Source organism: Neorhizobium galegae (assembly GCF_017877055.1).
Lineage (GTDB): Bacteria > Pseudomonadota > Alphaproteobacteria > Rhizobiales > Rhizobiaceae > Neorhizobium > Neorhizobium galegae_D.
The window spans coordinates 59,652-69,981 of record NZ_JAGIPG010000008.1; the positions used below are offsets into that span (position 1 = coordinate 59,652).

Sequence of the window (10,330 nt, forward strand, 5' to 3'; positions counted from 1 at the left end):
TAGTTGCGATCATCATGATCGCGAACGGCGTCCGAAATCGGGATCAGAGAGTGGCGATGACGCCCTCGATCTGGTTCCAGATGCCTGTCGAGCGGAACATTTCCGCAAAAGTGTCAAAGGCTGGTTGAATTTTGACAGCCTGCTCAACGATTTGAGCGTAAACACCGCCAGCTTTTGAAACCTGGTAAACGGATGCTTCCGTGATTGCGTCGCCTTTTATCGACATAAGGGCGATGCCAGTGATCAGGACCGCGCCTGCCACATAATGCCGGTAGCGCTTCAAGCCGATCAGGGACGCCGCATAGCCTGAACCTTTGAACACATGTAGTGCAGCGCCAGCCAAGGACAGCAGCAGAGCCATTGCCGGAAGGGTTGCGATACGATGCGCCTCCTCCAACTGATCCCTGGATTTATCGCTTCTAATACCCTCAAGAGCATGGGCGTAGGCTGGGACGTAGACCCTTGCAGCAAAATGCTTGGGTGACATGTCCGGGAAAACGACATCGTTGGGCTGGAAGCCATAGTCACGTTCGATCTGACGGATGATCTCGTTCTGAACCTTCGTCGTCTGCCAGAATGCAGCTTCGCTGAGACCAGCAGGCAGGTCCAGGCCGGTGGATCGGCTGGCGATCCCTTGTCGAGCCTTCTTGCGGTAGGCGGCGATGAAGCTGCCCCGGTCAAGAACATGCCAGTTTTCAGAGACAGGGATTTGAGCCCGAACCTTGTTCCGGATTCCGGCCGCAGTGTAACCGACGGTAGGCACGCCGTCGGGATAGCGACGACGAAGCTCATGAACGTACTTATTCCACTCATCTGCAGCATCGCGGTCAATCCGGCCGACCCCGCTGAGGTAGGCATCAGAAGCCTGACGATAGCTGGAGTACGACCGTTCGATCTCAGGGGAGAGCTGACCGAAAAAACGGTTCCGGAACTCCTCGATGCTGCCGAGCTGTCGCTTTGCCTCGCGTTCCTTCAGCTCACCAGCGTTGTCGATCATCCCGAGAGTACGTCCACTGTCGGCAACAACCGGCGCGGTGGCGATGAAGGCATTCCAGGACGCACTGGAAAGATCGGGCTTCAGATTGCCAAGCCCCCTCTCCCGCAATTCATTCTGCAGAATCACGCTTTCATAGGACTGCTTAAGGGCCTTCTCCGACACCAGGAGGGGCGAATATTGCCCGATGGCCCAAAGCGCAGCGTAGGTGCCTCCTACGGTCAGCAGCGCTCCCAGGACAGCAACCCCGACCGCCTCCGAGGCCTTCGGGAACTCGAACCGGCAATAGGGGATCAAGGAACCGCCGACGAAGGCAAGGAAGATCGCGACGCCCGTCAGGATGCGACCAAACCTCTCGACGACGGAAATCTGGTCCTGTGTGGCACCGGCCGCAATCAGGTGCATCAAATAGCCAGAGAACGGCACCTCAATGCAAAGGTAAAGGGCGATCATGCCCAGCATCAGCGCATCTGTCTTGCGAGTGTCCCACAGCATCAGTCGCCAGCCTCAATTTCGCGCACCACATCTTCGAGATCAAACCTTTTGAAGCGCTCGATCTCGACATTCGGCAGATCAGGAAGCTCGGGCATCTGATCAGAAAAGAGGGTCAGGTAGATACGGTTGGTAGCGACGGCCATCTCGTCGCGCGCCATTTCATAGGCGCTGCACGCCGCCTCGACGACACGCATCGCGTTCACGACATTCTCCCTCAGTCGAGGATCGGCTAGGACCATGGAGCTGGAGCCGAGTGAAGAGAGCTTGTCCATAAGATTGAAAGCGTGCTGCTCCGCCAACGCCAGGTCCGCAACCAGATCGCTGATTTCTGAGGTCCTGCGATCCGCGATGTACGGGCCGAGGTGGATGATCTGCGCTTCCTTCGTCATGTCCTCGACCTCCAGGGCGACGGCTTAGGCCGCCTCCACCTTGCTGTTATCGTTAGTTTTAGGGGTGGGCATCCCGTACAGCTGCTGGACACGAGCACAGGCGACCTTGTCCATACGGTCGATAAGACCGATAGCCGTCGTCAGGTCCTTCACAAGATCATCAGATGCCGGAGTGTCAGTCGCCTTCGTCTGGGACATCAGCGACCACCCGATTTGCTGAAGGTCAGCGATCCGGGAACGAATTTGGCGCAGTTCGCTGAGTTCAGCAGCTATCTGCTCACGAGGGTAAGACTTCGACATTCTCAATCCTTTAGACGCAATACTGGTAGTAGAGGGACGAGGCAGCACAGGGCCGCCTCGTCTTGTGTCGGGGTCAGTCAATGCCTTCGAGAAGACACCCATTGAGCTACTGAGCTGATGAATTAATAGTGGACAATGGGCACCATGTCAAGTATGGTGATGCCAGTGTTGAGTGTGAGTTCAAAAGGAAATGACGATGGGTTTCACACGTAAATGGTACTCGGCAGACTTTCATTTCTGCCACGATGCGATGTTGGGGTTCTGCCCTGAGACCCGTCCTTTTTCCTCAGCCGACGAGATGAACCAGGCGATTATCGACAGTGTCAACGCTCGCGTGAAAAAGGATGACATCCTGTACATCCTGGGTGACTTCGCTTTCGGCAAGGATGCCGGGCGGATCAAGCGCTGTTTCCATGCTTTGAATGGCCGGAAGCAGCTGATCATCGGGAACCACGACATCGACCGGGATGGAATGCTGAAGCCAGCCATTGCCGAACTGCCTTGGGATGCTGCTCCAGTTCATTCTCTGGTGACCAGCGACAACGGCATTCGCCTGTTCTTGGCCCACTACGCTCATCGCGCCTGGCCTGGACAGCATAAGGGTGCGATCCACCTGTATGGACACAGCCACGGCCGCCTGCCCGGCTGGGCTCGTTCTCGTGACGTTGGCCTGGACGTTTCAGACATGGGTTTCGGCCCCATGACGATGGACTTCATCCAATCCACGGTTCCCGATCACGTCGAAACCGGCGAGGAGATCGAGGAATGAAAAAGACTGACATCTCGCAGTTTTACGACTTCATGTGGACCGACGATCTGTTGCCGGTTCCGGCCTCGCTCGCGTCGAAGGTCGAGGAGCTGTTCAAGGTCAATGACGATCTCTCCCGTCATCTTTCCATGGATCAGCGACGCCACTGGGTTGAATTTCGCTTTCATCAAGCTGCGGATGGCATTTGGATGGCAAGCGTGCTGCCTCGTATTGAAGCTCTGAAATGGACAGCATCTCAGGCGTACATCCTACTTCAAGGGGTAGATGCCTTCAATAGGAGGCAATCATGCTGACAGTCGCTGAAGCTGCCGAACGCTTAGAGATCATCGGGTTGGACCTGATGCACATCGTCGATGTTGGCGAGGTGCTGCCGACAATTTGCGTACCTCGGGAAGGTAGCGTCTGGCATCCAGAGGCAGAGATCGCCTTTTCAGAAGACGACCTGCCTCGCTTTGCTGCTGAAATCGAACCGGACCATGCCTCAAATCTATGAGCAATATGGCACCGTCATCAAAGCCGGGGCGCGGTTCACTTGTGGTCCCGGCTGGGAGCAGATCATACGCTCAGTTGCTGAGAAGCTCGCCACCCTCCCCGGCCCTCCTCGGCTGACAGGAGGAAAAGAGCAGTTCGGATCGCTGGTCCTTTATGACTCAAGAGTCATATTTTGCGAGGAATATGACTTAAAAGACATATTTCCGAAGGAAAGCGTCCAAGCCATTTTCGAAGCTGTCCGCAAGCTATCCGTCACGGTTTGCGAAGAATGCGGACAACCCGGCCGTCTTCGCATCGGAGCTTCCTGGACCAAAACCACGTGCGACCGTCACGCTCACCTCGTGAATAATTTGAGGTATGCCGACGGCGACATTGTCGATCTGCCGCCACAGGTGTGGGCCGATCATTAGCGACCGCTCCAATGCGCGCTATCAATTTAGGTGTATACGCCTATATATGTTGACATGTCGGAAAGTAGGAACATGAAAGCCGTTGCAATCTCTGATCTCCACCTTCGCCACGGAGCGACCGGTGACTACGGCCATATCCTGCCGAACGATGTAGACGTTGTGATCCTGGCTGGCGACATTACCGCGCCGGTCTCAGCTAGTATCCAGTGGGCTCACCGCAATTTTGTAATGGCCGGGTATGACGTCGTCCTGGTCGCGGGCAACCATGAATATTACGAGCAGTGCTTCGAGACCAGCATGGCCGACGGTCTTCGGAAGCGGTCAAACTTCCCCGGTGTCCACTTCCTCGAAAATGAGCAGGTCGTCATTGGTGGGGTTCGTTTTCTGGGCGCTACCCTCTGGACCGACTTCAATCTCTACGGAGACCCGCTGACAGGAGCGATGCACGCCCTCCGAGGCATGAACGACTATCGAGCTATTTCTTCTATTTCCCCAGAAGGATCGCGTCGCGATTTCGTGCCGTACATGACGGCCGACATGCACGATGCCAGCGTTCGCTTTCTGACGCAGTCGATGAACGAGCCTTTCGATGGTCCGACTGTTGTGGTTACGCATCATGCTCCTCACCCGCTTTCCGTTGCTGAAAAGTATGCGGGCGACGACTATAATCCGTCTTTCACATCGGACCTGTCGAAGCTGATCGATGATTACCAGCCGGAGTTCTGGATTCACGGCCACACTCATACCAGCTTCGATTACGTTGTCCCGGGAACGGAAACCCACGTGGTCTGCAATCCTCGCGGCTATCTGCGCCGGAACCTCGGCGAACACGAGAACAAGGAGTTCGATCCAGTCAAAGTGATCGAAATTCCTGCAAGATGAGCTTTGGATCGAGGCGTAGATATGTCTACAGATAGAGAAGTTGAGACGGTGCGCGATCACTCACCTGAAGAGCTGATGGACCTGGCGGAGATCAGCGCACCGCCCAAGCGGATTCCTCCCTACAAATCTAGCCCTATACACATTGATTCGTAGAGTTGCCGCTCAGCACTTCACAACCCCTAGGATGCTGAGCCCACCCGGTCCATGGCACTGCGCCTTAGCGCGGTTCTCCGGCAACATGCAATTTAATGTGCATTCCTGGGGCGCGGCAGCAGCCGGTTCGGCCTTCTTGACCTCGTCCTTGTTGAACGCCGGAATGAAAAACATCTTTGATTCAAAAGAGGTATTCACCACAATCGTAATGGGATCGTCGCTTTCGCGGGTGCAGGTCTGAAATCTCCCGCCTGTCGTGATCACTGTGCCGTCTTTGACGGCCTCATCGCACTTTGCATTGATTACGGTTGGGTTACCTTCGACCGTGGCCTGATTGACTGCCCCAGCCGAACGCATCTTGTACTGAATGACAAGCGTCTTTCCGTTCAGTTGACCGTTGACATACAAGCCGGTTTGGTTGCCAGTGCAACTCGACCACGCGTCTACGATGTTTTTGTCAGCTATTAGCTTGAGGACTTCTAGGTCGCGTTCATCAGAGACTGCACTGGCAGTGTCGCCGCAATAGTCCTTTGACATACTCTCCATTTTTGAATTGCTCACGCTGCCATTTGCCGAGAAGGGCCCATACGAACCACCCGCGCTGCCAGAGTTGCTGCCGCTCTTCGAGGAGCTGTAGGCATCACAAAATTTTTGCTTGAACGTCGAGTTGAAACTGCCGCTCTGCAGCGTTTTGTAGGTGTTCCGGACGCCGTCCTTAAGGATCGCGTCGCACTCACCCGCAAGAGCTGGTGAAAATGGTGTGATGATGAAGGCTAGAGTCATTAAAGATTTCTGAAAAGACATCGCCAAGGCCCCTTCCCCGAACGCCCAAATCTTGGGCTAACCTACTTGAATCGCAGTACGATATCTAGACGTGCGGAACGTTAGCGCTACCAATTTACATATATACACGTAGCCTCCTATAGTCGTAGACATTACGGCGCTTTGGGTCTCGGTGGGCCCGAGTAAACGACTTCAGCATGTAGGGCCACTGTGAATTCACTTTTCGCAGGTTGATCCGAAGAGAGGTCGATTTTGCCAGACTGAGCTTCACCAAATGTTCCCGGATCAACAAGGTCCGGGAACCGGAACGGTGGCAGAGGCTCCCAAGGCGGGCTAGGGTCCTTTGCTTCCGAAGGTACGACGACCGTGAAGGTCTCGTTGCCATATCGAATGGCAAGCAGCATGTAGGGAAGCTTCGCGTCCGCTGATGCTCTACGCATCAGAGAGACTTCCAGGAGATCGGGCGGCATTGGTCCCGGCTGGAATACGTATTGGACTTCCAGTTTCCCGGTCGCGAACGCCGTGTAAGACGTGGTGATCCAGTTCAAAACGTGAGGAAAATTAGGGAGTTCGCTTTCAGGCAGTAGCGTGTAGGCGATTTTCCAGAACGCTTTCATCACGTTGAGGGGAATATGATTTTCGCGCCTAAGCTTCAGGGTAAGCTGTTGGCTCTCCTCATCCAGTTCGAAGATCGGATCATCTTCGTAGGAGACGATCTTGAAACCGTCGGTACGGTCGTAATCGATCCTCCAGCTCTGGTCCCCTCCCCTTTTGAGCGTCGGAACCCCGTTCTTGCCCGAGATGCGCGCCAGTGTCCGCATGGGCTTCGACCATTTACCGAGGTCGTCTTCGATCCCACTGCCAAACTTCTCATTGCATGGATCGCATTCGTAGTAGCTTTCGAGGGACTTGTTCCCCAGGCCTTCCGGGATCGCGTGGGCGATCTTCTTGAAGGTCACGTCAGGCTTGCTCTTTCCACAGAAGCGGCAAACCCTGTTGTCCTTATCGCCAAGCCGCACCTTTTGGCCGACCTGGAGCTTATGATGCTCGATCAGCTCATAGTTGCCCATGTAGAACAGGATGGCCTTCTTCCATTCCGGAAGCTCCTTACGAACAGTTCCGGTAATCAGGGCTTCTGGGGAGGTCGAGGAATTGAGATGTATACGCATAGATTTGTATATTGATAGCATTCTATAGCTCTCGTCGGTATCGGTCCGGATTTGCGGCGATCTTCTCCGCCGTAATGCTTCCACCGCGTTCCTCCGGCGGAACGTAAAGCGCCTGCGCGACCTGGAAGGACTGGAACAGCTCGTATTCAGGACCGTCCAAGGTTTTCAGGATTGCATCCTGCTCATCAACCGTCCGCCCCAGAAAGTCGCGGTAGTGATCGACGTGCTCGGCATCTACGGGCAGATACTTCAGCCGGTATCGATCTTTGACGATCTGATCCAGGTCGAGCTTCCCAAGCGGCATCTCCCATCCGGCTAGCTTCGTAAACTCCCGAGCGACCAAGATCGCTGATACAAGATCGACCTGCATCTCCTGAATGAAATCTAGCTGCTGCTTCAGCCATACATCACTGAAGAACCCCAAGGCATAAGGATCGCCTGAAACCGCCGTGGTGGGATCAACGATGCGCACAGCCAGCTCCTCGGCCGTGATAGAACCGCCGCAGGCTGTCGTTACACTGGTGATGACTGACGTTGTGCTCATGAGGCACCTTAGCAGGAATTGAAATCGATGCAATCTAGGTGTATACATCCCGACACATCGACGCCTATCCAACTTTAACCGTATATTAATCGACACAGATACAGATAGGGCTCATGAAGATTCTCGCTATCACTTCCCAAAAAGGCGGCGTCGCAAAGACCACGCTCGCAACGGCCCTAGCGGTCGCAGCAGAAGAGGACGGCAAGTCAGTTGCCGTGTTCGATCTCGATCCACAGTCCAGCGCCTGCTTCTGGAGCGACCAACGCAAAAAGGAGCTTGGCGAGGAAAAAGGAGCCTTGGCAGTCCGGGACATCCAGATTTCTCGACTAGCTCACTATCTCGATGCAATGCGCGAAGCAGGGGCTGACCTGGTGATCCTTGATTGCCCGCCGGTTCACCGCGACATCGCTCATGACGCCGCTTCCCACGCAGACCTGGTCCTGATCCCCACGAAACCGGAAGTCTTCTCGATCCGAGCTACCCAGGCCACTGTCCAGGTGGCCCAGAGCTTGGGAAAGAAGGTCTCCGTGGTCCTGACTTTTTGCCCATTCCAGGGGCAGGAGGTCCAGCAGACCAAGGCCATCATCAACATGCAGGGCGCAAGCCTCGCACCGGTCGATATGCACCAGCGCAAAGCCTATGGCCGCGCTCAGATGCAGGGCCTCACGCCTCAGGAGTTCGAACCTGAAGGCAAAGCCGCCGAGGAAATCCGACACCTATACACGTATATAACTCAACAGCTCAATGGAGAGGCCGATGGCAACCAAGCCAAAACCAAGTCTGCTAAGCGCGCTTGATGCGGTCACGCCAGCGCCGGTAGCTGCAACGCCTACCGTCGAAGCTCCTGTGGAGCCGGTGAAAAAGGTAGGCGCGATACCAAGCCGCGAGAATACGGTACTCGTCGGCGCTCATCTTCCAGCACCATACGGGAAAGCTCTGAAGCTTCTGTCGGCCGAAACCGGCCAGTCGCAGCGCGATCTCATTGAAGAGGCGCTGAAGATGCTTTTCGTGAAGAAGGGCGCTCGGACGCTAGGAATTGAGATATAGCCATATAGAGCTGTCGATTCGTATACAGGTCGGCAGCTCGACCGGCGTCAGTGAAATCATCAGGAACCTAAGCTGTAGGGAACTAGGCAAACCTACAGCTATACACCTCGACAAATATCGGAATAGATTTTGAGACTTCATATCGTTTGTGTCGCGGCCGTTTTGGCTGCTTCGTCTGCAACTGCCCAAGATCGTGTTGCGCACCAGTCAGCCGAGAACGTTGAGTTTAAGCAGTGGTCGTTGTGGTGCCGGGCCGATGTCCTCGACGACTACGGCGACATCCGCTTCAAGCGTCATTGCACGGCCTACATCTCACGGCCAGGCCAGTTCGACAGCATTCCGATAATGACGATCACCGACGCGCATACCGGAATGGCATCAGCGACCGCCCCGTCAGATTGCGACTATCAGCCGAGACGAGTAGCGGTTGATGGGAAGCGTATCGACACCCTCGATGAGGCCGCGCAGATGGAGGCCATCTTCGCCGGTAAGAAGCTCGTCCGTGAGGTCTGGAAGCTCCATTGGCCAGAATGCCAACACCAGGACGTGACCGTAGATATCACGGGGGCAAAGCAAGCCTGGGAGCGACTGCTAAAGCTGAAGGCGAAGATTTACGATAAGAACATTGCCTACACGCCTAAGTGACGCGATGGTGGCCCTCGGCACAACCGAATCGGGGCAGGGGTCTTTAATGGGGGCAGGGGCGTACATCCGGCGTTGGCTTATGCTGCGCGTCATCAACATCTCTTTGGAAAAGCCCTCAGGCACCATGATCCCGACATCCGGTGAGAGGGCGCTGTCCAACGACGTTTATGTCGTCTATCTCAGGGACTCAGAGCAGGTCCCGAGATTTCTTGTTAACGACCGGGATGTACGAGGGCTGATCGGCAAGAGGTCTAACGACGGACGTAATTTTACGGAAGAGGACGTTCTCCCAGTCTCTGAACTCGCGGACTACAGCCTTTGGGTTCAGCACTATTACCGAGGGTGGACATTCTATCACGATGGAATGCCATCGTTCTTTTGGAATCACGTCACTCACTATCCCTTTTTCAGAGTGGGCCTCGACCGGCTGGTTCAATCGAGATTCAACAAGCAGCTCCTAACTAGGATGGACCGCTTCAAGGTATTGGAACATATCACCGACCAAACAATCAAAGACCGGGATTTCAGGACAAGCCCCTTCGACTTGATGACCGAATTTTACACGGCAAGATGGGTTCACCGTCCTGACAAGGACGAACTCCTGACCTATTACACCCTGCTGCTGGAAGCGCTTGAAGAGACACAAGACCTGCAGGCGTACAATCACGGTCACAGGTACGGTCTGAAGCCCAAGGCCCTCAACACCATCACTGATTTCGCCTTGGAGGAAAGGCGGCACAACGAAAATCGAAATATCCAGATTGGGATTGTCGCCCTGACAGTGATCCTGCTGATCGTCGGCGCAGCTCAAGCCGTGGCTGCAGTGTGGGAAGCGTTCTTCAAAGCGGCAACCTAGGCGTATCCATGTCTAGCTGTATACGCCTAGATTTGTTGAGTGCTCGATGCGATCTTCTTTGCCCTACGCTTTGCAGCCTTCGCCCGGTTCTTGAGGCGCTTCTTTTCCCGAAACCGCTCTTCGAAATGTTCGTCGCATAATGTCTGGATGAAGCTGAGTTTCGGCCGCCGTTGACCCGGCTTCCCGCAATCCTCGCATGTCTGTTCGGCCCGCGCGTAAATGTCATCGACAATGGTGCCGAGCGGCTCATAGACGTCAGCCGGAACATCGTCCATGACCTCGATCTCATCCTTATCGGAGCCGGGCAGGGGCTGCGGCCTCAGGATGATCCGGAGACCCCCGAATTTTTCCTTGATTTGCCGCAGGTAAAAACGACGGTGCCAAGCAGTCGTAGCAAGATGA

The 10,330-nt window shown here is 55.1% G+C and carries 16 protein-coding genes; 9 read left to right on the forward strand and 7 right to left on the reverse strand.

Going from position 1 to position 10,330, the window contains the following annotated elements:
• Window positions 1-43 precede the first annotated feature (43 nt).
• From J2857_RS30480 to J2857_RS30490, 3 genes are read right to left on the reverse strand one after another with little or no spacing between them, the layout of a single operon-like run.
• Complete coding sequence (locus J2857_RS30480; protein ID WP_210013821.1) at window positions 44-1,489, reverse strand: hypothetical protein; 1,446 nt, start codon at window positions 1,487-1,489, stop codon at window positions 44-46.
• Complete coding sequence (locus J2857_RS30485; protein WP_210013822.1) at window positions 1,489-1,878, reverse strand: hypothetical protein; 390 nt, start codon at window positions 1,876-1,878, stop codon at window positions 1,489-1,491. Before J2857_RS30485 ends, J2857_RS30480 begins: the two co-directional genes overlap by 1 nt.
• Window positions 1,879-1,902: 24 nt before the next feature.
• Complete coding sequence (locus tag J2857_RS30490) at window positions 1,903-2,178, reverse strand: hypothetical protein (protein WP_210013823.1); 276 nt, start codon at window positions 2,176-2,178, stop codon at window positions 1,903-1,905.
• Between the two features lie 196 nt (window positions 2,179-2,374).
• Between J2857_RS30490 and J2857_RS30495 the strand changes: the two genes are divergently transcribed.
• The 5 genes from J2857_RS30495 to J2857_RS30515 all read left to right on the forward strand — a co-directional run bounded on the left by J2857_RS30495 (window position 2,375) and on the right by J2857_RS30515 (window position 4,731).
• Window positions 2,375-2,947, forward strand: a complete 573-nt coding sequence (locus tag J2857_RS30495; RefSeq protein ID WP_210013824.1) for a hypothetical protein — start codon at window positions 2,375-2,377, stop codon at window positions 2,945-2,947.
• Window positions 2,944-3,240, forward strand: coding sequence for a hypothetical protein (locus tag J2857_RS30500; RefSeq protein ID WP_210013825.1), 297 nt, complete (start codon window positions 2,944-2,946; stop codon window positions 3,238-3,240). The genes J2857_RS30495 and J2857_RS30500 overlap by 4 nt, the downstream gene beginning before the upstream one ends.
• Window positions 3,234-3,440 carry a hypothetical protein gene (locus tag J2857_RS30505; RefSeq protein ID WP_210013826.1) on the forward strand — a complete coding sequence of 69 codons (207 nt, stop codon included), beginning with the start codon at window positions 3,234-3,236 and terminating at the stop codon, window positions 3,438-3,440. The genes J2857_RS30500 and J2857_RS30505 overlap by 7 nt, the downstream gene beginning before the upstream one ends.
• On the forward strand, window positions 3,424-3,849 hold the full coding sequence (locus tag J2857_RS30510) for a hypothetical protein (protein WP_210013827.1): 426 nt from the start codon (window positions 3,424-3,426) through the stop codon (window positions 3,847-3,849). Before J2857_RS30505 ends, J2857_RS30510 begins: the two co-directional genes overlap by 17 nt.
• Window positions 3,850-3,921: 72 nt before the next feature.
• Window positions 3,922-4,731 (forward strand): metallophosphoesterase, encoded by an 810-nt coding sequence (locus J2857_RS30515; RefSeq protein ID WP_210013828.1) that lies wholly within the window; start codon window positions 3,922-3,924, stop codon window positions 4,729-4,731.
• Window positions 4,732-4,893: 162 nt separating this feature from the next.
• On the opposite strand, the gene J2857_RS30520 is transcribed toward J2857_RS30515, so the two are convergent.
• From J2857_RS30520 to J2857_RS30530, 3 genes are all read right to left on the reverse strand, one after another.
• Window positions 4,894-5,688, reverse strand: a complete 795-nt coding sequence (locus J2857_RS30520; protein WP_210013829.1) for a hypothetical protein — start codon at window positions 5,686-5,688, stop codon at window positions 4,894-4,896.
• A gap of 131 nt (window positions 5,689-5,819) precedes the next feature.
• Window positions 5,820-6,836: an HNH endonuclease gene (locus tag J2857_RS30525; RefSeq protein WP_210013830.1), complete on the reverse strand. Its 1,017-nt coding sequence runs from the start codon at window positions 6,834-6,836 to the stop codon at window positions 5,820-5,822.
• A 22-nt stretch (window positions 6,837-6,858) separates the two neighbouring features.
• Window positions 6,859-7,380, reverse strand: a complete 522-nt coding sequence (locus J2857_RS30530; RefSeq protein WP_210013831.1) for a hypothetical protein — start codon at window positions 7,378-7,380, stop codon at window positions 6,859-6,861.
• A 113-nt stretch (window positions 7,381-7,493) separates the two neighbouring features.
• On the opposite strand from J2857_RS30530, the gene J2857_RS30535 reads away from it, so the two are divergent.
• From J2857_RS30535 to J2857_RS30550, 4 genes are all read left to right on the forward strand, one after another.
• On the forward strand, window positions 7,494-8,177 hold the full coding sequence (locus tag J2857_RS30535; protein ID WP_210013832.1) for a ParA family protein: 684 nt from the start codon (window positions 7,494-7,496) through the stop codon (window positions 8,175-8,177).
• Window positions 8,137-8,427 carry a ribbon-helix-helix domain-containing protein gene (locus tag J2857_RS30540; RefSeq protein WP_162746531.1) on the forward strand — a complete coding sequence of 97 codons (291 nt, stop codon included), beginning with the start codon at window positions 8,137-8,139 and terminating at the stop codon, window positions 8,425-8,427. The genes J2857_RS30535 and J2857_RS30540 overlap by 41 nt, the downstream gene beginning before the upstream one ends.
• Before the next feature lie 129 nt (window positions 8,428-8,556).
• Entirely contained in the window at window positions 8,557-9,072 is a 516-nt protein-coding gene (locus J2857_RS30545) for a hypothetical protein (protein ID WP_210013833.1), read from the forward strand.
• A 79-nt stretch (window positions 9,073-9,151) separates the two neighbouring features.
• On the forward strand, window positions 9,152-9,928 hold the full coding sequence (locus tag J2857_RS30550; protein ID WP_210013834.1) for a hypothetical protein: 777 nt from the start codon (window positions 9,152-9,154) through the stop codon (window positions 9,926-9,928).
• A 26-nt stretch (window positions 9,929-9,954) separates the two neighbouring features.
• On the opposite strand, the gene J2857_RS30555 is transcribed toward J2857_RS30550, so the two are convergent.
• A partial coding sequence (locus tag J2857_RS30555; RefSeq protein WP_210013835.1) for a hypothetical protein occupies window positions 9,955-10,330 on the reverse strand: 376 nt, incomplete at its 5' end.

Bases quoted from the DNA above. Each gene is read 5' to 3' on its own strand.
- J2857_RS30480 (WP_210013821.1), bottom strand. From the start codon at position 1,489: ATGCTGTGGGACACTCGCAAGACAGATGCGCTGATGCTGGGCATGATC.
- J2857_RS30485 (WP_210013822.1), bottom strand. From the start codon at position 1,878: ATGACGAAGGAAGCGCAGATCATCCACCTCGGCCCGTACATCGCGGAT.
- J2857_RS30490 (WP_210013823.1), bottom strand. From the start codon at position 2,178: ATGTCGAAGTCTTACCCTCGTGAGCAGATAGCTGCTGAACTCAGCGAA.
- J2857_RS30495 (WP_210013824.1), top strand. From the start codon at position 2,375: ATGGGTTTCACACGTAAATGGTACTCGGCAGACTTTCATTTCTGCCAC.
- J2857_RS30500 (WP_210013825.1), top strand. From the start codon at position 2,944: ATGAAAAAGACTGACATCTCGCAGTTTTACGACTTCATGTGGACCGAC.
- J2857_RS30505 (WP_210013826.1), top strand. From the start codon at position 3,234: ATGCTGACAGTCGCTGAAGCTGCCGAACGCTTAGAGATCATCGGGTTG.
- J2857_RS30510 (WP_210013827.1), top strand. From the start codon at position 3,424: ATGCCTCAAATCTATGAGCAATATGGCACCGTCATCAAAGCCGGGGCG.
- J2857_RS30515 (WP_210013828.1), top strand. From the start codon at position 3,922: ATGAAAGCCGTTGCAATCTCTGATCTCCACCTTCGCCACGGAGCGACC.
- J2857_RS30520 (WP_210013829.1), bottom strand. From the start codon at position 5,688: ATGTCTTTTCAGAAATCTTTAATGACTCTAGCCTTCATCATCACACCA.
- J2857_RS30525 (WP_210013830.1), bottom strand. From the start codon at position 6,836: ATGCGTATACATCTCAATTCCTCGACCTCCCCAGAAGCCCTGATTACC.
- J2857_RS30530 (WP_210013831.1), bottom strand. From the start codon at position 7,380: ATGAGCACAACGTCAGTCATCACCAGTGTAACGACAGCCTGCGGCGGT.
- J2857_RS30535 (WP_210013832.1), top strand. From the start codon at position 7,494: ATGAAGATTCTCGCTATCACTTCCCAAAAAGGCGGCGTCGCAAAGACC.
- J2857_RS30540 (WP_162746531.1), top strand. From the start codon at position 8,137: ATGGCAACCAAGCCAAAACCAAGTCTGCTAAGCGCGCTTGATGCGGTC.
- J2857_RS30550 (WP_210013834.1), top strand. From the start codon at position 9,152: ATGCTGCGCGTCATCAACATCTCTTTGGAAAAGCCCTCAGGCACCATG.